This is a genomic window from Arcicella sp. LKC2W, from assembly GCF_034931005.1.
Taxonomy (GTDB): Bacteria; Bacteroidota; Bacteroidia; order Cytophagales; family Spirosomataceae; genus Arcicella.
Genome location: NZ_JAYGIN010000046.1, coordinates 1 through 20,766, shown reverse-complemented (window position 1 = coordinate 20,766; position 20,766 = coordinate 1). Strand labels below are relative to the sequence as shown.

The window sequence follows — 20,766 nt, the reverse complement described above, 5'->3', positions numbered from 1 at the left end:
CTGCCGTTTGAATTCTTCGCTGAAATAGCGAATAAATTTTTGCCCAGTGTTCTTGGTTTTGTCCATCTTTTGATACGTTTTAAGTTCAAAATTTGGTCAACTTATTTCAGGACGGGACAACAGGTTAAAACCTGTGTTACTTGATTACAGGTTAAAACCTGTGTTACATTAAAATCAAATTGGCATCTAAACATATTTCAGCAAATTCATCTTGTTTAGAAGGTTCACAAACACCAGGAAAATCACCTTTTTTGCCTAACATATCTGTCATTACTTGAAAGTGAAGATGAGGAGGCCAATTTCCATTGATGGGGAAATTACCAAATTCAGCTATTTTATCTCCAGCTTCAATATTTTTCCCTTCGTAAAGTCCTTCTAAACATTCTAAATTCAAATGTCCGTAAAGCGTGTAAAAAGTCTCACCTTCCAAAATATGTTCTAAAATAATGGTTGGTCCATAATCCCCAAAGTTGTCATTATTAGCAAAACTATGAACAATTCCTTTCATAGGTGCGTACACAGGCGTTCCAGCTTCTGCCCAAATATCTACGCCTAAATGTATAGAACGAGGTTCTTCAGTTTGTTGAAAATGTTCACTTCTACGATAAATATAACGATTTTCGAGGTAACCACCAATTGCACAGACGGCGTTAGCTTCCTTTATTTTACGAAATACATATTCATTGAATATTTCAGTATTGGTCAAATCAATTTCGTGAAGGTCGGTATTATTTTCAGTCAGGTCGATGTTATAGACGTTTTGCTTTGTCAAATCAAAAGGAACTACGGGATGAAATTGATGTCTTTTTAATATTTCTGTTTTCATAATAAGTATTGGCACGCAGATGAGGCAGATACTTCGCAACGCAGATTTTCACAGATTTTATAGAATATTTTTGTTTTTTATCCTTTTTTAAATGATTGGAAATAAAAAATCCATCTTAAATCTGCGTTGCAAAGCATCAAGGCGGACGGCAAGTCGAATCTGCGTGCTATTGTTAAGCCCAAACTTGCGTTCCCTCCGTACAGTTTTTACACATTTCAATTTCGGAACGGGAACGAATGAGCGTTTTTCTAAAATTTTGATAAGATTTCCCAAACCATAACTCTTTGAAAGTCTGGGTTTTCATGTCTCCCATTCGGTAATGAGCATCTTTATCGAAACAACAAGGAACAACCAAACCATCCCAAGTAATGACACAAGAGTGCCACATTTTCCAACAATGATTGATAAATCTATTCTTGATTTTGTACGTTCCGTCCAATTGTTTACGATACCGTGTGTATTTTTCGATGGTCGGTATTAAATCTGAACCTTGTTCATAATCATAAATTTGAGCAGTTTTCAAACCAACTTCATCTACACCTAAATCTTTGGCTAATTGTTGTACTTCGGCTATTTGATGTTCGTTGGGTCTAACCACCAAAAACTGAAAAACTACGTGTGGCGTACTTGATTTTAATTCTTTTTTCCACTTCAAAATATTACGAGTCCCTTCAATTACCTTTTCTAATTTACCCCCAATTCTATACTGTTCGTAAGTTTCTTGGGTTGTCCCATCAATCGAAATAATTAATCTATCCAAACCAGACTCTACGGTTTTTTTGGCGTTGGCATCTGTCAAATAATGGGCATTTGTGGATGTAGCTGTATAAATTTTCTTCTTAGCGGCATATCCTACCAAATCCAAAAATTGTGGGTGTAAATAAGGCTCACCTTGAAAATAAAAAATTAAATACAACAACGTATCTGAAAGTTCATCAATCGTTCTTTTGAATAAATCTCCTTCCAACATTCCCGTTGGTCGAGTAAATGAACGCAAGCCACTTGGACATTCGGGACAACGTAAATTACATGAAGTGGTGGGTTCAAAAGAAATACTGAATGGCAATCCCCATTGTGTTGGTTTGCCAAGAGTCTTAGAATTATAAAAACTGGATACCACTTTCAAGCCATTCCAAATACGTTTTAAAGTAAGTTTGGAGGCAAAATTGAGTCCATCAGTAAAGTTTTTATTCATCTAATTTTCAGTAAAAATTTAATTGCAAGATACCTTTAAAGCCCCGAAAAGGCAAATTATACAATTTATGAATTTGTGATTTATCAATACTTACTCATGTAAAAACCTAATTATCAATCAGTAGTGCTGACCGTTCCTATGTTTGGATTTAGTTGTTGGAGGAGTTCCTTAGTTAATTTAAAACTAATTTTTCAAGCCTGACTATGTTTCAAAAGCCTAAAAAATATCAATCAAACAACAAATACGCAATGGCAAGGGTAATAAATACATTGAAAGTTTGAGCAATCAAAAATACATAAAGTGGCTTTTTCCCTTCTGCATTAAATAAATCTGAAAACTTAGTTTCAAGTCCAATACTGGTGAAAGCCAGAGCAAACCAAAGTCCTTGTAACGATTTTAGACCTCCTTTTACTTCGTTGATTGTTTCGGAAGAAATAAAAAATGAAAACAGTAGTGAAGCTGCAATAAAACCAATTACGAATTTTGGGAAACGCTCCCAAATAATACCCATGGTTGGTTTCGACTCCTTAACTGTTTCTGATTGATTATTAGTGTAAGTCCAATAAACCGAAATGGCAAAAGCAGCCAAGCCTAAAAGTACATTTTGCGAGAATTTCACAATCGTGCTAATTTTCAAAGCCGTCTCTCCTACCAAAGTTCCTGAAGCAATTACGGCTCCTGTCGTATCAATTGTTCCACCCAACCACGCACCCGTAACTTCTTCCGAAAGATTTAAAGCTTTTGCAATGAAAGGCATAAAAATAATCATCGGAATTGCCGTAATTAACACCAATGAAATAACATAAGATAGTTTTTTAGAATCTCCTTTTATTGCTCCTGAAGTGGCTATGGCTGCCGAAACGCCACAAATTGACACCGCACTCGAAAGCATAATTGCCATTTCTTCATCAACGCCCATTCTTTTAGCTATCCAAAAAGCAAAGTACCAAACCGATACCACGACTAATAACGCCTGTATTAATCCTAATGAACCCGCTTTGAGAATATCTCCAAAAATTACGCTTGTTCCTAAAATTACCAAGCCAATTTTTACGAACAATTCAGTTGATAATGAATCTTTTAGCCAAGTTGGAACGGTTAAAAAGTTACTGATGATTAACCCAATAGAAAGACTAAAAATTACGGCTTCAAGATTCCAATTTTTCAAAAAAGCATTTCCTGCCAAAATGAGTGCAAAAGTAGTGAGAAGGTAAACAATTGGAAAACCTTTTATTGTGGCTAAAACATCCTTTCCCAAAGTTTTTGTGGCTAAAATTGCTACGCCATAAACGATTAGAAATAAAGACAAAATGGTCGTTAAATTGCTTAAAGTCAATACTTTTTCAAATAATTCAGCAGAATCTTTCCAACCAAAACTTGGGTTCGGAATTTTTAAGCCAATCAGCGATAAGAAGATAATCAGAAAACCATAAACGACAACTGTCCAGTCTTCGGTTAGGGTAAATGTTGATTTTTGATTTGACATAGTGATTATTTTAGGGGTTTACGAATTTATGAAAGATAACAAACTTTAAAAGTGGAAAATTAACGAAACACGTAAAGCTTTCATAGCGGTTCTGTATGTTTTTCAATTATAGCTCAACTATTCCAGTTGACCATAATGCAAGTTGTATTTCCACAAAAATATCCTTCACCCAAGCAGGTAAAGGATATACAATTCAAACAAAACCATATTACTAAAAATTCAAAAAACTATGTGCTTAAGTACACTGGCTAATAAATTATTTCTACTTTCGGGAAGTCCCCTAATCAAACATTTTAGGATAAAAATTATTCAGAAAACTTATTAAACAGTGTATTAAGGTGTTATAAAATTGTTCAGTAAATGTTGTCCTTCCTCCCAATGACCAATATTTGAATTAGCATTGATATGCCCTTTTTTACCAATATTTATCAATTGACTTCCCCAAGCATTCGCAAATTCAGCAGAACGCTCAATGGTTGCATATTGGTCTGTTGTACTTGCGATAACAATACTTTCAAAGGGTAATTTCACTCTTGGTATTGGGTTAAATCCCTCTAAAAAACTCAATCTTCTCGATGATTCAGCGTCAGCAGGTGCTACTAAAAATGCTCCTTTAATTTTTTCTGATGAAAAATTATTTGCCCAATGAACAACCGTTAAACAACCCAAACTATGAGCTACCAAATAAGTTGGTTTGGTGAGTTTATTTATTTCTTCAGACAATTTCTTTATCCAAGCATCACACACGGGCAAGTCCCAACTATCCTGCTCAACTCTTTTGAAATTATGAGGATATTGTTTTTCCCAAAGTGTTTGCCAATGATTAATTCCAGAACTTCCTAATCCTGGAACGACAAGAAAATTTACTTGCTCTATTCTATTCATAATTTGACAAAGTGTTATTCGTAACCAATTATAAGTCTATCATTTTGATAGATTTTAATCATTGCAAATATTATACTTAATCTATAAACATACAAGAGTATTTGAAATTTTATGGTTTTTAACTTTAAAAAACTTCTAATTTTAGCATAATAAATTGGTAATATCACATTCAATTTTTGAGTACCATAAAAAATGCTAACCGATAAACAGTTAGCATTTTTTATGGTACTCAATACAATAATCTCTGAATTATGGATTTGGAACACAGTCTTTATTAACATTAATTTCTGACTGTGGAATTGGCCAAATATAAGCAGGTGAAGTTACTGGAATTGCCGCAATATTTGCCTTTGCAGGTAATGCTAAACCATTACGTTGCAAGTCAATAGAACGAAGACCTTCACCCAAAAACTCTATTCTTCTTTCAGTCAAAATGGCACTAACTAATTCTGCTCCCGTGGCAAAAGTTGTTGCTCCATAAGCAGTAGTCGAACGACCTCTAACGGCATTTAATAAAGCTAAAGCTGAGGCATCAACGGTTGTTCCTGCTAATTTTGCTTTTGCTTCGGCAAGATTCAACAACACTTCTGCATAACGCAAAACAGGAACAAAATCTTTGTGAACAGGTCCAGTTGGATATTTATTCAAACGGATACGACCTGCATCACTTGCAAAGTCATTTTTCACAAAATTAGTACGGCGTGCATCTGTTGCCATAAAAGCAGCATTTCCAACAATTCCAGAAGGGTTCAATGAGAAATCACCAATACCAATTAAAGGTAAATAATAACTCGCTAAACCATTTTGTGTACCTGGTAAATCATTGTCTCCCATTGGAAAAGAAAAAATTGATTCAACCGTTGTGTACGGTGCGGCAAAAACGGAAGCCACTGAAGTCTGTAAAGCATTAGCTACACCTGTACTCGCTTTGAATGGTGCAGAAGTCGATACAATTTTATTAGCCTCCGTAACCACGTCACTCCATTTGCCCATTGTTAAATAAGCACGTATTTTTAGAGCAATAGCACTGTTTTTATGAGCTCTCGTAGTATTCAAAGCAGCCGTCGAATATGTTGATGGCAAATTTTGTTCGGCAAAGTTCAAATCCGTAATAATTTGAGCGTAAACCTCTGCTACTGTACTTCTTTTTAAATTATTATTGCCACTTCCAACCTCACCAGTCAAACGAAGCGGTACTCCCAAACTTGCACCACCGTCTTTTGCATAAGGCTGAGCATAAGTGTTTACCAAAGCATAATAAATCAAGGCTCTTAAAAAACGAGCTTCTGCTTTATATTGAGTTGCCAAAGTGGCATCAACAACACTCGCATTTTTGTCTAAACCTTCAGAAAATAAATTAGAACGGTTGATTGCCAAAAAGGCAGCATTCCACATATTGGTAGGCTCATTTGACGATGAGTTATTGGTATGATTCCAAGTTTGTAATGCTGTTACAGTATTTGAAGTTACGTTTAAGAATTCTTCTCCACGAACATCATTATAAACATAATAGCGACCTCCGAACAATTGCCCAGCTTTGGTACTTGAATATAATCCGTTTACTTGTGCCAAAATACGGTCAGCAGTAGAAAAGGCATCTAAATCCGAAAGTGACGTAATTGGTGATGGTTCTAACAAACTGTTCTCATCACAAGAAGCTGCCGCTGTCAGAGTGATGACCGAAATCATCGTTAATTTGAGGGCTTTTTTAACTTTGAAAAAGTCAATATTTATATTTTTTTTCATCTTGAATCAATTTAAAATTAGAAGTTAACAGATAATCCAGCCGTATAAGTACGAGCTTGCGGAGTAGAGTTACGGTCAACTCCAGGAGCAATATTTGAATTACGGTTTGTTGAAATTTCAGGGTCAGCACCAGTATAACCCGTAATGATAAAGGCGTTTTGTACTTGTGCGTATAGCCTTAAACTTGAAATTTTCGCTTTTTCTAATAATCCTTTTTTGAAAGTATAACCCAATGAAATATTACGCATACGGATAAAATCTCCCTTTTCTACGTTTTCAGAAATTGGTGTTGATGAGCCGTTTGAGATATTATCTCCAAAAACTAAACGAGGGATATTGGTAACATCACCTTCTTTTTGCCAACGATTAAGAATATCAGTATGATTATTCCAAGCACGTTGGTCACGCAGACCCGCTTTGGTACCGTTATAAATGTAGTTTCCACCCGAAAATTGCAAGAATACACCAAAGTCGAAAGCTTTATATTTGAAGGTATTATCTAAACCTCCGAAGAATGTTGGGAAAGCAGTTCCCCATACTTTACGGTCTGAACCTGTAATTTGAGGAGCAGTAGTTCCATCAGCAACATACGTCCATTTGCCTGGATGAGAATATTGAACCTCTCTGCCTGCTGCATTCACAAAAATACGCTGTCCATTCGTAGGGTTTACCCCTCTGGTTTCTACTACAAAAACACTACCCACTGGATAACCGACACGTACGATATTTGAGCTTTCAAGACCACCCGTTGAAGCAATAATATCAGCATTATTGTTTGCCAAAGCAATCACTTCATTTGAGTTTGTTGAGATATTAAAGTTGGCATTCCATGTAAAGTCCTTTTTGTCAAGTACCAAAGCATTCAATGTAAATTCCCAACCTTGGTTAATCATTGAACCAACGTTTGTATTAATTGAATTATTAGGTACACCACGAGATGGAGCTTGTGGTTCTGCCAATACTAAGTCAGAAATATCATTTTTATAATAGTTAATTTCTCCCGAAATTCTATCATTAAATAATCCGTAACTTAAACCAATATCCAATTTTGTACTTTGCTCCCATCTCAAATTAGGATTTCCAGCTTGTGTAAATACCCAAGTTGGCGTTGAACCGTATAAACCAGAACCAAATAAACTTAATGAAGCAAAATCACTCACACCTGTATTTCCTACACGACCCCAGCTTGTACGTAACTTAAACTCATTCACTGTTTTTCCAATAGCAGAATTTTTCCAAAAGTTTTCTTCCGACAAACGCCATCCTAAAGAAGCACCTGGAAAATTACCCCATTTGTTACCAACTGCATAAGCTGAATAACCATCACGACGTAGCGTAAATGAAGCGATATATTTCTTATCAAAATCATAGTTGAAGCGTCCGAAATAAGACATTAAACCATTTTGAGTTTGATAGTTACTTCCACCAGCTACGTTGTTGACAAAACTACCTTGAAAACTGGTAAAGAATGGGTCAGAAACATTATTTCGAGAAGCTCCCCAACGATTAATCGTAAATTTCTGAGACTCAGTTCCAGCTACAATCGTAACATTGTTCTTACCAAGATTGAAATCATACGTCAGATAATTTTGCCAGTTCCATTGTTTAATATTTGTATAATAATTGGTAGCAGCTCCATTGCTTCCTCCTGCTTCTCCGTGAACTGGATTACTGAATGCAATATCCTCAACCTGCGTATTATCCATTCCGTAAGAAGTTCTAAAAATCAAGCCATCGTACAGCTTCACATCGGCAAAAACAGTAGCAATCAAGTGAGCATTTTCAGAAGTAAATTTACTTAAATCTAAATCTGGCAATGGATTATAATATCCACCAGGTCCTTGTTTGTTGTTACCCAAACCCATATTATTTCCTGCCTTATTGATATTATACGACCCATCAGCGTTGTATGGTGCAAGGTTGGGTGCTAATACCAATGGCAAACGCCCTAAACCACCCGTTGAGAATGCACCCGTTGAACCTGTATTTGGAGATTGGTTAAAACTGTTTGCATAAGTAAGATTCGACCCGATAGTAATAACATCGTTCAAACGGTGAGACACATTCATACGTCCCGTCATACGGCTGAATGAATTTTTCTTAATCATACCAGCTTGGTCTGTATAACCAACTGAAAATGAATATTTTGTATCTTTAGTACCGCCATTCAAGTTTAAATTGTGGCTTTGAGAAAACCCTTTACGATACACATAATCATACCAATTGGTATTCACGGTACTACCATCAGCGTTAAAAGACGGGAAAAATTGGTCTGCTAATCCTGCATTTTTTGCTGCTTCGTTTTTCACTAACATAAACTGCTCGGCATTTAACATATCGAATCTTCTGAATGTTTCGGTAGAACCAATCCAAGTTTCATAACTCAATTTTGCTTTACCATCTTTTCCTTTTTTAGTGGTAATCAACATAACACCTGCCGCAGCTCTTGAACCATAAATGGCAGTTGCCGAAGCATCTTTCAAGATTTCAACCGATTCAATATCCGAAGGGTTAATATCTCCAAGTGGGTTATTTACCGTAAAACCACCCGACGAAACATCGCCCGAATTGATTGGCATTCCGTCGATAACAATTAAAGGAGATGAACTTTGGTTGATTGAAGATGTACCTCTTACCCGAATAACAGGAGCATTATTCAAAACTCCGTTGGGAGTTGTAATATTCACCCCTGAAACACGTCCTTGCAAACCTTGGTCAAAGGATTGTAGTGGCTGAGTAGCAAGGTCTTTACCCGAAACAGACGTTACCGCTCCAGTAATTACTTTCTTACTCTGCGTACCATAACCAACCACAACTACTTCGGTAAGTTCTGAAATATCAGAATCCAATTGAACATTGATTGTTGTTACATTTCCAACCTTTACAGAAGTTGGTTTAAAGCCAACGAAAGTGAACAATAAAGATTCGTTTGGAGAAACATCTATTGAAAATTGACCATTTGCATTTGTCGTAGTTCCACGAGTAGAACCTTTCACCGAGACATTTACTCCGGGCAACTCAGACCCAGTATCCGACGTAGTAACTTTTCCTGTAATCTTCTTTTGAGCAAACAATATACTCACACTAAAGACTAACAGCATGGTAAGTAAAAATTTCTTCTTCATGCAATAAAATGTTTTAAGTTGTTGATAAAATGCTTGAATATTTGATGCTCAATTACGCCTTATATGATTATTATTTTACAGCATCATTTGGTAAAAGTATATACCAACAATTGTTTTAACAAATACTTTACCTACACGTAATTAGAAATACCTATACAGAAAAAATCCTATTATTTATTCTCATTATTTTATAAACAACTTACATTTAAAGGGAATACACTCCTGCTCATTTTATATCAAAGCACAATAGCCATTGTAGAATCTCAATCATCACTAAAAATACATTTTCTCCTTTCTTGTATTTTTAAAAGTTTTTTAATGAATACAAGTATTAATACTCAAAATAATAAGATTTTCATCATTCAATCATTTGAGTATAATAAGAAAAATACTATTTTGGGCAAATAAAAAAGGTCAGTATGTTGAACATACTGACCTTTTAAAAGTATTATAAGAATACGTTAATTATGCTGGTTTAGCAATTTCAACATTCACACGCTTTCCTTTGATAGAAGCACCTTCCATTCTATTTAATACAGTAGTTGCATATTCCGTTGGAACATCAACAAATGTATATTTATCAAAAATATTGATTTGCCCTAATGTGTTTCCTGGAATTCCAGACTCACCCGCAAATGCACCTACGATGTTAGCAGGAGAAATTTTCTCATCAAAACCGATGTTTACAAACATTCTTACCATGTTAGCATCCTGACGGTATGGTTTTCCAGCTTTATCAGTACGTGGGCCACGGTCTTCAAATGAACGTTGACGGTCGCCTGTACGAGGAGCAGCAGCACGAGAATCATTGCGGTCGAAACGACTACCACCTTCTCTGCGGTCACCACCACGAGTATCATTACGGTCGAAACGTCCACCTTCTCTACGGTCACCACCACGAGCATCACGATTTCCAAAACGGTCACCACCACGTGAATCACGGCTTGCAAAACGGTCGTTACCACGTGAATCATTTCTACGGTTACGGTCGTTTTCGCCTTCTAAGTTTTCGTCAGCAAATTCGTTTTTCGCAACACCCATCGTCATTTTAACTAAGGCAGCAACAATTTGTTCGTTAGAGAAACCTGCGTGTGTCAATGAACCATAAACATCACCAAAAAGAGCTAAATCATCTTCTTGAATAGCATTTTGAACTCTTTCGATAAACATTCCTTTTTTCACACCAACTACATCAGAGAATGATGGAATAACACCTTTGTCAATTTTAACTTTGGTATAATTCATGATGTCTCTTAAACGGTTACGTTCTGCACCAACTACTAAAGTGTAAGCTTTACCAGATTTTCCAGCACGACCAGTACGACCGATACGGTGTACATAATATTCTTCGTCTAAAGGAATGTCATAATTAAATACAGCATCCACATCATTTACGTCAATTCCACGAGCAGCAACGTCAGTAGCCACTAAAACGCTTACTAAACCCGAGCGGAATTTAGCCATAACGTTAGTACGTTGAGCTTGGCGTAAGTCTCCGTGTAAACCTTCAGCAGTATATCCACGTAATAATAATTCTTCTACAACTTCGTCAACTTTTTTCTTCTGGTTACAGAATACCAAAGCCAATTTCACACCATAGAAATCCATTAAACGAGTCATTACTTCCATTTTCGCCTTACCTTTAACATCAAAGTATAATTGTTCGATGTTGGCATTAGTAATTTCGTTTTTCACTACTTTCACTAATTTAGGGTCATTTTGGTAACGAGAAGTCAATGCCATAATAGGCTTAGACATCGTTGCCGAGAAGAATACCGTTTGACGGTCTTCGTTAGTTTCTTGCAAAATGCTTTCGATGTCATCACGGAAGCCCATATCGAGCATTTCGTCAGCTTCATCAAGCACTGCCATTTTTACATTTTCTAATTTCAAAGCACGTCTTTCAATCAAGTCAATAACACGTCCTGGAGTACCCACAACGATATTTGCACCTGATTTCAACGATTTAATTTGACGGTCAATTGAATCTCCACCATAAACAGTAGTAACCCAAACACCTTTTTTATACTTTGATAATTTTTTTATTTCCTCAGTTACTTGTACAGCCAATTCACGGGTTGGGCAAAGTACCAAACCTTGCACATATTTTTCGAAAGGGATAACTTTATCAACCATTGGAATACCAAATGCGGCTGTTTTACCAGTACCAGTTTGGGCTTGTCCAATAACGTCACGACCTTCTAATAAATAAGGGATAGCTTCCGACTGGATAGGAGAAGCAGTTTCAAAGCCCATATCCAATACGGCTTTTTTAATATCTTCCGACACGGGAAGTTCGTCAAATCTTAATCTTACGATTTCACTCATGATTTTCTCTCGCCACATCTAACGACACGAAGAATAATTAAGGCATCGGCATGATGCTTCATTCGTTGTTGCGACTAATTTTTTAAATTGATTTGTAATAATTGCTTTAATGATGCCCGAACATCCGTTAAAGCTCTGGGAGACCGACTGGAGGAGTTATGAGTTATGAGTTATAAATTATAAGTTGATTTTCCAACTGAACTTTAAACTCTAAACAAAACCACTCTTAGAAGAAGTGCTTCGTGCCAACGAAGCGAACACAGAGACGTGCGGATGTTGTTTTTGTACTAATTTTCCACAAAGGTACGCTAATCTTTTGTATTCGCAAATTTATTTGGATTATTTTTAGAAAAGAAGATTTATTTAAGGACTTTTAAAAAACATAATAATCCCAAACAACCTTCGTAATCTCCGCAATGATGCGGTCGTTGGTGATTTCTGTTTCGGTAGAATTGGAGACAAATAAGGCTATGGCTAATTTTTGACCATTGGGCAAAATGATGATTCCAATATCATTAGTTGCTCCTGTTAATCCTACATCATTCTTCCCAGAAAATCCTGTTTTATGAGCAACTACTGTTTCTTTTGGTAATAATCCTCTGATTTTATTAGGTCCAGTCGTTGTTTCAACCATCGTCTTCCAAAGAAAATCTTGGCTATTTTTAGATAGAATTTTCGTCTGATAAAACTTTTGCAATAATTGAGTTGCGGCTATGGGTGTACTCCAATTGGCATATTGTACTTGCCAATCTTTCTGCATTTCTTCTTCTGGAGCAACAATATTAACCTCTTTCACCCCAATTTTATGAATGTAATTATTCACTTTTTGCGGCCCTCCAAGAAGTCTAAATAATAGGTCACAGCCACTATTATCACTTTGAGCAACTGTATATTTTAAGATTTCACTCAATGGAAGATTTACATTTCCTTCTGGATACTTCTCTCGCATTGGACTGTATAAATTGGGTAACAAATCTGATTTTTTGACAAGAATATTCTGATTCAGCGAAAACTTTCCTTTATCAACTTGGTCTAAAACAGCCAAAGCCAAATGAAATTTATAGACACTTTGCATTGGGAAATGGTGAGTTTTATTGACCGTTAAGGTATCTCCGTTTGATAAATCTAAGATACTCACGCCAACTTTTGCATTTTTAGCATTGATGATTGAAGTAATTTTATCTCTTAAAATTGTATTTTGAGAAAATGAAATCGCTTTGCATTGAAGTATAATAATCCAAAATAATAAGTTTTTTTTCATGGAATTTTGACGTTTGTTTAAATGAATATTTGAAAGATAAAATTATAAGAATATTACCGCATTAAACGTTGCTTTTCCAAGATAAAATTGCAAAAAATGAAGAATTTAGGAAATACAATTCAAAAAGGGACAGGGTTTTAAGAAAATTATTCAAACTTTAATCAATAATTCATCAACACCATACGTTTTGACTATAAACTCTTTGTATTATTCCATGAAAAAACTATTTGTCATTTTCTTATTCTTATTTAGTACATCACTTGCATCATTTGGTCAAATCTATTCTGATTCTCTTATTATTAATATACAGGGAACACTCGGAAAACTCCAAAGTGAAAATGAGAATCTTAAAAGTCGTCTTGAAATCCAAAGTCATTCATTAACTGATATATCTAAAAATCAATCACTTAGCGACAGAACCAAGTGGGAGAAAATCAAAACAAACTTGGTAAAAAGCTCAGAAGTTTATAAAATTCTGAGTGATGATATTATTGACCTAAAATCTCAAGTTATCAATCAAGATTATCAAGGTTATATCAAAAAATTGAGTTCCGTTGAAAAAGGTCCATTAGGATTTTCTTTTGAAGACGTAATATTAAAAACGGCTCAAAACAAAGCTATTTTTAGTAAAAAACAAAAAAATGAACGTTTCATGGGCGTACTTAAAAGCTTGAAAGACAGCCCAATAGTAGGCTTAATTCCGTATGCTTCGCAAGCGGTGAATCTTTCAACGGCTGCAGTAAACGTTGCTTATGCCGCAGGTATGCAAGACAAAAAGGTGAATTTTGATAAAATCAAGGATTTTGAAAAAGAGCTTCAACGCTACACGGGGTTCTATAATATGCTTGATAAAGCCAATTTATTAAATACCAATTCAAGCGGACAAACCGTTACGATGTTAGAGGCTTTGCAGTTGGATTTATTAGAAAAATTCAAAAAAGATGCTCAAAAAATTGGTTACAATCCCCGTGATATGCGTGGAGACGAAGCCCTTGATGATTATTTCAATTATATGATTGGCGAGTTTTCTACTGATTTTATGAAGAAAAGAATTAATGAAATTGAAAGTAAATATTCTTCTAAAGATGGTAAAACTAATTTAGGGGAGATGCTTCAGATGGAGTTAGATATTCGCCATGTAAATAATAATTTAGACTACGTTCAAAGTCTTTGTAACCGTTTCATCGGTATTCACGACCAGTATTTTGACTTTGAAAACCGTTATTTCGACCAAGTAAAACAGGCAATTAACGTGGCAAAAGCCAATAACATCATTGAAGGCGTTGGCGAAAAACCTGCTCAAATGGTTTATGAAGATTTAATGAAAGATTTAGGAGCGAAAAAGAAGAAAAAAGACGCTGCTATCAAATCAAGTATCAATATTAAAGAGTTAAAAGACAAAATTGACTCGGTTGATATTTATAAAATTTTGTAAAATCATGCTTTACATTAAAAAGAGACCTAACACGTCTCTTTTTTTATTTGTTTTAAAACATGACTCACACCAAAACGATACAGATTATTAAGTTTTTGATATTTATTATTGATTTAGTAGTAAAGCATTGATAAAAGGTCTGTAAAGTTGGTGATTCGGTAGTTTTGTAGAAAATTCTATCTTTACACATGAGAAAAACTTCTTCTATTTATACCACACAATTTTGGTTACTATGTGTCAGTAACTTCCTTTTCTCTGCCAGTTTTCAAATGATGATTCCTGAATTGCCTGACTATTTGAAGGGCATGGGAGGAAAAGAATATATCGGATATATCATTGCTCTATTTACCCTGACGGCTGGTGCGGCTCGTCCATTTTCTGGAAAATTAACTGATACCGTAGGGCGTGTTCCCATTATGGCAATTGGTTCAATTGTGTGTTTTATATGCAGTGGTATTTATCCATTTGTACATACTGTTTTCGGTTTTTTACTTCTTCGATTCTTTCATGGTTTTTCTACGGGAACAAAACCAACCGCAACCTCCGCTTATGTAGCCGATATAATTCCAGAAGATAGACGTGGTGAAGCACAAGGAATGTTGGGAATTTTTACGGCAACAGGAATGTCGCTCGGACCAACTATTGGTAGTTATTTAGTAGGTTGGACTTCGATTGATTTTATGTTTTTTACCTCTTCGGCTTTTGCTCTTTTTTCAATTTTGATTTTATTAAATATGAAAGAAACCTTGCCCAAAGAACAAAAACAGCCTTTTTCACTCAAATTATTAAAAATTGGTTGGGCAGATGTTTTTGAGCCAAGAGTATTTCCTGCATTTTTAGTAATGCTTACCGTTTCTTTTTCTTCGGGTGTGGTGTTGACCCTTATTCCTGACCAAACTAAATTGGTCGGTTTAACGAACAAAGGAATATTTTTTACCATTTATACGATTTCTTCCTTAGTGGTTCGATTATTTTTTGCGAAGAGTTCAGACAAATACGGACGTATTCCAATTTTGATGATTTCATCTGCTATTATGATTGTATCCATGATCATGTGTGCTTTTGCTGATTCGGTTTGGTTATTTGTGTTGGCATCCATTCTTTTTGGATTTTCGTGGGGATTCAACACGCCAACGCTCATGGCTTGGACGGTTGACTTATCGCATGAAGATTATCGTGGAAGAGCTATTGCAACGACTTACATTGCCCTCGAAGCGGGTATTGGCATTGGAGCTTTGGTTGCAGGATATTTGTACAAAGGCGTAGTAGAAAATATAGCTATTCCCTACTACTTCGCAGGCTTTTTATCCTTTGTATCTTTGGTCTATTTATGGGTAATTTCCAGAGAATCTGTAAAACTTAATTCCCTTGAAAATTAGTCGGTCGCTTTTGTAAAAATGCCGTAACACCTTCTGCAAAGTCGTTGGTTTTCCCTGCAATATCTTGGTTTTGAGCCTCTAATTCTAACATTTGGTCTAACGTTGAATGAGAAGATTGGTTCAAAACCTTTTTGATTAATCCAATGGCTTGCGTTGCACCTTTAGCGTACATTTTGGCAGTTTGAGCAACCGCAATGTCCAATTCAGAAGACGAAACGACTTTATTGACCAAACCCAATTCCAAACATTCCTTTGCCTCCACAATTCTACCTGTAGATGCCAACTCAAAGGCTTTTTGTAAACCAATTAATCTTGGTAAAAAATACGAAGAACCTGCATCAATAATCAATCCGATGCTCACAAATATCTGTGACAGTTTGGCACTTTCAGAAGCAATAATTACATCACAAGCTAAAGCTAATGAACAACCTGCTCCTGCCGCAATTCCATTCAAACGACAGATGACAGGTTTGGCTAAATTTCTGATTGATAAAATCATTGGATTATAATTTTTCCGTAATGATTCGCCCAAACTGGTAGCACCGCCTAAACCATTTTTTAAATCTGCACCCGAAGAAAACGCTTTATCACCCGAACCTGTAAGCACGACAACTCGGACATTGGAGTCCTCTCCTGCTTGCGTAAATGCCTGTGTAATTTCTTGGATTAAAGCTGGACTGAGTGCATTATACACCTCTGGACGGTTGAGCGTAATGGTACAAACACCGTCATTAATTTCATAAAGTAAATGATTAAACATATCTCGATTGTTGATGGAATATGAAAATTTTAAAGAAAATCAATCAAAAGGACAACCGATAAACTAACCGCTAATCCTAAAATAGACCCTGCAATTATTTGAGACGGTGTGTGTGCATTAAGATGCAAGCGTGCTGATAACAAAAAACCGACTACTAAAATAACTGCTAAAATGGGATAAAAAAGGTCGTAGTTTCCGTATTTGATGGCAATACCAAGCAAAGCCCCTAACATTCCGTTTGCTCCAACGGCATGGGCTGATATTTTCCAATACAAACTAATAATGGCAACTGCACCGATTGAAAAAGCAATGCCCGTGATTATCAAAGCGACTTCAGGAAATTGATGGAGTTTGAGCGTAAAAAAAGTGGCTACAAAAGTATAAATCGCCACCGTTACTAAATACGGAATTCGTCTATCTGCCAACGTTTCCATGCGTAAATCTCCCACAAAACCAAAACGATGCAAAGCGTAAATACTAAAAACGGGTAGCACAAAAGTTTGTAGGAAAATCAACAATAAAAGTCCCATTTTTAAGCTCATCATGCCCACTTTTGCAGAGCCATTAAATTCCTCTAAGTTTTGGATACACTCGGGAGCGATGTAAAATAGAATAGCAAATATGATAGTAGGCATCAACAAAGGATGCAACGATGCGGAAAGTATTTGGGCTAATCGGGTATTCAAATTCGGTTATTGGTTATTGGTTATCGGTTATCGGTTAATTTGTATGGCTTATAAATAACACGTTTCCTCGGTAAGGAATTTCATTTGACAATTTAATCATAAAAAAAATTACCAATACTTATTTTTGAAATAAACATTGGTAATTTTTCTAATAACCCAGTAACCAATCACTAATAACCAAGACTAAAGCTGTTTTCTCAAACGTGCCACAGGAATATTTAACTGTTCTCGATATTTAGCCACTGTTCTACGAGCGATGTTATAACCTTTTTCGTTGAGATATTTTTCTAATTTATCGTCTGACAATGGGCTTTTCTTTGGCTCATTATCAATTAATTCTTTCAAGATATTTTTTACTTCACGACTTGAAACGTCTTCACCCGAATCTGTTGCAATACCTTCTGAGAAAAAGTATTTTAAAGGATATAAACCAAATTCTGTTTGCACTGATTTACTGCTCGCAACTCTTGAAACCGTTGAAATGTCCATTTCAATTTGAGTAGCAATATCTTTCAGAATCATTGGTTTCAATTTTGTTTCATCACCTGTCAAGAAAAACTCTTTTTGATAGTCCAAAATCGCTTTCATCGTTCTCAATAAGGTATTTTGACGTTGTTTGATGGCATCAATAAACCATTTAGCAGAATCCAATTTTTGCTTGATAAACGTAACTGTTTCTTTAATGACACGATTATTTTTATCAGATTTATCGTAAGTATCCAACATTTCGTGGAAAGAATGACTTACTCTCAATTCTGGAGCATTTTTTGAATTCAACGAAAGTTCTAATTTTCCGTTATTATTCATCAATAAATAATCTGGTAAAAGATACTGTATTATTGTTCCATCTTCTTCGGCAGCACCTGGCTTTGGATTTAATTTTGTAATTGCTTTTACGGCTTGTTTCATGCAAGAATCATCAATGCCTAAACGCTTCTGGATTTTATCGTAATGTTTTTTAGAAAACTCGTCGAAATTATCTTCAATGATTTTAATGGCGTATTGGATAATTAAATCATCTAAGTCTTTTCTGTCCAACTGCAACAATAAACATTCTTGTAAATCACGGGCTGCAATTCCTGGTGGGTCAAAATGCTGAATATGTTTTAGCACAACCTCAACATCCTCAACCGTTGTATAAACACCTTGTGTAAAAGCTAAATCATTCACAACTGCTTGCAATGGACGACGGATATAACCATCCGTTTCAATTGAACCAATCAGTTGTCTTCCGATTGTTTCTTGTTGTTCTTCCAAACGAAGAAAACCCAATTGAGAAATAAGATGGTCTGTTAAAGATGAAATCATCGCAATTGGCATTTCTTTATCATCATCATCTCCATTGCCATCGCCTTGCATTTTATAACCACTATAATCATCATGAAGATAAGACTCAATGTCTAAATCACGGTCGTTATAATCTCCAAATTCTTCATCGGCATAGTCATCAAAATCGTCATCATATTCATCACGTTCTTTGATGTCATTTTCCATTTCCATACCTTCCTCAAGAGCAGGATTGATTTCGAGTTCTTCTTCAATACGAGCGGCAAGTTCAAAGGTTGGTATCTGCAACAACTTGATAAACTGAATCTGTTGTGGAGATAGTCTTTGCTGGATAGATTGACTTAAGGAAAGTTTTTGCATAATTCTAAGGCAGTAAGGTACTGATGAACAATTTAGGTTGGTATTGTATTTGTGCAAGACACATCTGAATACCGTTCTAACAAATATCTTGCCAAATTTATGAAATTAAAATTCACATTGTCAATACTTTTTTAAAATTTAATAAAATTATTTTACAACTAACTAATAATCAATTAATTAAGATTAAATAAAAAGCAATTATCATTTGTTAAATATTTTGCATTTTATTGAATTTTAGCTAAAAGTGAGCTAAAAACGCTCTTATTTCAAGTACACAAAAAAGGATTATTTTAGGGGAAATAATTTCAAAAATTTTGACGCAAAAAAGAGGAAAAAGTTACAGATATTCGGTATTTGAGAGAATTGTTGGTAATTTTGAAAAGATAAATAATATTCTAAATAATGCAGATAAAACAAATTTTAGCGGAGGCTGCCGTTGGTAGCGAAATAACAGTAAAAGGCTGGGTAAGAACGAAACGGGTACAACCGAATGTAATTTTTATCAATATCAATGATGGCTCTGTAATTCATAATATACAAGCAGTTGCAGAACCAGGAATTATCGACGAAGACTCGCTCAAACTTATCACTACGGGGTCATGTATTGCCGTGACAGGTACTTTGATTGAATCGAAAGGTTCGGGACAACGTGTAGAAGTTGAGGTAAAATCAGTAACCGTTTATGGAACGGCTGACCCTGAAAAATACCCTCTTCAACCTAAAAAACATAGTTTGGAATTTTTGCGTGAGATTGCTCACTTGCGTCCTCGTACAAACACTTTTTCTGCGATTCTTCGTATTCGTCATACTTTAGCTTTTGCCATTCATAAATATTTTAATGACAATGGTTTCTTCTATTTGCATACACCAATCATTACGGGGTCTGATGCGGAAGGTGCTGGTGAAATGTTTAGAGTGTCAACCCTTGACCCTAAAAATCCACCGTTGAACGAAGACGGAACGATTAATTACAAAGAAGATTTCTTCGGAAAAGAAACTAATTTGACTGTTTCTGGACAATTGGAAGGTGAATTAGGAGCAATGGCTTTGTCTAAAATTTATACTTTCGGACCAACTTTCCGTGCTGAAAACTCAAATACGGCTCGTCACTTAGCAGAATTTTGGATGATTGAACCAGAAGTTGCTTTCTATGAATTGGAAGACAATATGGCTTTAGCTGAAGACTTTACAAAATACGTAATTAACTATGCTTTAGAGAATTGTGCGGATGATTTGGCGTTCTTAGAAAATCGTTTGAAAGACGAAGAAAAATCTAAAAAAGCAGATGAACGTTCTGAGTTAGATTTAATCCAAAAACTTAAGTTTGTTGTTGATAATGAGTATGTTAAATTGACTTATACAGAGGCAATTCAGATTTTATTATCTTCAAAACGTCATAAAGAAGGTAAATTCCAATATCCTGTTGAGTGGGGCATTGATTTGCAGTCGGAACATGAGCGTTATTTGGTAGAAAAGCACTTCAAAAAACCTGTTATCTTGACGAATTACCCGAAAGATATTAAGGCGTTTTACATGAAATTGGATGATGACGGAAAGACAGTTCGTGCGATGGACGTACTTTTTCCAGGTATCGGAGAAATTATCGGAGGTTCTCAGCGTGAAGACAATTACGAAAAATTATTGGAGCGTTCAAAAGCTGTTGGTATTCACGAAGAAACAATTTGGTGGTATTTAGAAACTCGTCAGTTTGGAACAGCCCCACACTCAGGTTTCGGTATCGGATTTGAGCGTTTGGTAATGTTCGTGACGGGTATGGGTAACATCCGTGACGTAATTCCTTTCCCAAGAACACCTAAATCGGCTGAGTTCTGATATTAGATTAGACCACAGATTATACTGATTAAGCAGATTCTCACAGATTTTAATTTCGGAACTATATACTTATTAATGCAAAACCGCTGACGGGGTGAAAAACCGCCGTCAGGGTTACGGAAGAAGACCCTGACGGCGGTTTTTCACCCCGTCAGCGGTTAATTTGGGTCAAAT

The 20,766-nt window shown here is 35.6% G+C and carries 14 protein-coding genes; 3 read left to right on the top strand and 11 right to left on the bottom strand.

Going from position 1 to position 20,766, the window contains the following annotated elements; genetic code table 11:
- Positions 1-163: 163 nt before the first annotated feature.
- The 8 genes from VB796_RS23215 to bla all read right to left on the bottom strand — a co-directional run bounded on the left by VB796_RS23215 (position 164) and on the right by bla (position 12,852).
- Positions 164-826, bottom strand: coding sequence for a peptidoglycan DD-metalloendopeptidase family protein (locus VB796_RS23215; protein WP_323348989.1), 663 nt, complete (start codon positions 824-826; stop codon positions 164-166).
- Between the two features lie 172 nt (positions 827-998).
- Entirely contained in the window at positions 999-2,021 is a 1,023-nt protein-coding gene (locus tag VB796_RS23210; RefSeq protein ID WP_323348988.1) for an SPASM domain-containing protein, read from the bottom strand.
- Between the two features lie 226 nt (positions 2,022-2,247).
- Positions 2,248-3,507: a YeiH family protein gene (locus VB796_RS23205; protein ID WP_323348987.1), complete on the bottom strand. Its 1,260-nt coding sequence runs from the start codon at positions 3,505-3,507 to the stop codon at positions 2,248-2,250.
- Between the two features lie 333 nt (positions 3,508-3,840).
- Positions 3,841-4,392 (bottom strand): alpha/beta hydrolase, encoded by a 552-nt coding sequence (locus tag VB796_RS23200; protein WP_323348986.1) that lies wholly within the window; start codon positions 4,390-4,392, stop codon positions 3,841-3,843.
- A gap of 249 nt (positions 4,393-4,641) precedes the next feature.
- Positions 4,642-6,138: a RagB/SusD family nutrient uptake outer membrane protein gene (locus VB796_RS23195; RefSeq protein ID WP_323348985.1), complete on the bottom strand. Its 1,497-nt coding sequence runs from the start codon at positions 6,136-6,138 to the stop codon at positions 4,642-4,644.
- A 17-nt stretch (positions 6,139-6,155) separates the two neighbouring features.
- Positions 6,156-9,263 carry a TonB-dependent receptor gene (locus VB796_RS23190; RefSeq protein WP_323348984.1) on the bottom strand — a complete coding sequence of 1,036 codons (3,108 nt, stop codon included), beginning with the start codon at positions 9,261-9,263 and terminating at the stop codon, positions 6,156-6,158.
- 465 nt (positions 9,264-9,728) lie between these two features.
- Positions 9,729-11,591, bottom strand: a complete 1,863-nt coding sequence (locus VB796_RS23185) for a DEAD/DEAH box helicase (protein ID WP_323348983.1) — start codon at positions 11,589-11,591, stop codon at positions 9,729-9,731.
- Positions 11,592-11,964: 373 nt separating this feature from the next.
- On the bottom strand, positions 11,965-12,852 hold the full coding sequence (gene bla / locus VB796_RS23180) for a class A beta-lactamase, subclass A2 (protein WP_323348982.1): 888 nt from the start codon (positions 12,850-12,852) through the stop codon (positions 11,965-11,967).
- Positions 12,853-13,066: 214 nt separating this feature from the next.
- Here bla and VB796_RS23175 point away from each other — a divergent pair, with 214 nt between their 5' ends.
- Both VB796_RS23175 and VB796_RS23170 read left to right on the top strand, forming a co-directional pair.
- Positions 13,067-14,287, top strand: coding sequence for a hypothetical protein (locus VB796_RS23175; RefSeq protein ID WP_323348981.1), 1,221 nt, complete (start codon positions 13,067-13,069; stop codon positions 14,285-14,287).
- Between the two features lie 188 nt (positions 14,288-14,475).
- The gene (locus tag VB796_RS23170) at positions 14,476-15,666 is read left to right on the top strand and encodes an MFS transporter (protein ID WP_323348980.1); all 1,191 of its coding nucleotides are present in this window, start codon (positions 14,476-14,478) and stop codon (positions 15,664-15,666) included.
- Here the strand turns inward: VB796_RS23170 and VB796_RS23165 are convergent.
- The 3 genes from VB796_RS23165 to rpoN form a co-directional block, all read right to left on the bottom strand.
- Complete coding sequence (locus VB796_RS23165; RefSeq protein WP_323348979.1) at positions 15,647-16,426, bottom strand: enoyl-CoA hydratase/isomerase family protein; 780 nt, start codon at positions 16,424-16,426, stop codon at positions 15,647-15,649. The genes VB796_RS23170 and VB796_RS23165 overlap by 20 nt on opposite strands.
- A gap of 29 nt (positions 16,427-16,455) precedes the next feature.
- On the bottom strand, positions 16,456-17,112 hold the full coding sequence (locus VB796_RS23160) for a hypothetical protein (protein ID WP_323348978.1): 657 nt from the start codon (positions 17,110-17,112) through the stop codon (positions 16,456-16,458).
- A gap of 183 nt (positions 17,113-17,295) precedes the next feature.
- Complete coding sequence (rpoN, locus tag VB796_RS23155) at positions 17,296-18,759, bottom strand: RNA polymerase factor sigma-54 (RefSeq protein ID WP_323348977.1); 1,464 nt, start codon at positions 18,757-18,759, stop codon at positions 17,296-17,298.
- Between the two features lie 402 nt (positions 18,760-19,161).
- On the opposite strand from rpoN, the gene asnS reads away from it, so the two are divergent.
- Positions 19,162-20,592: an asparagine--tRNA ligase gene (asnS, locus tag VB796_RS23150; RefSeq protein ID WP_323348976.1), complete on the top strand. Its 1,431-nt coding sequence runs from the start codon at positions 19,162-19,164 to the stop codon at positions 20,590-20,592.
- Positions 20,593-20,766 lie beyond the last annotated feature (174 nt).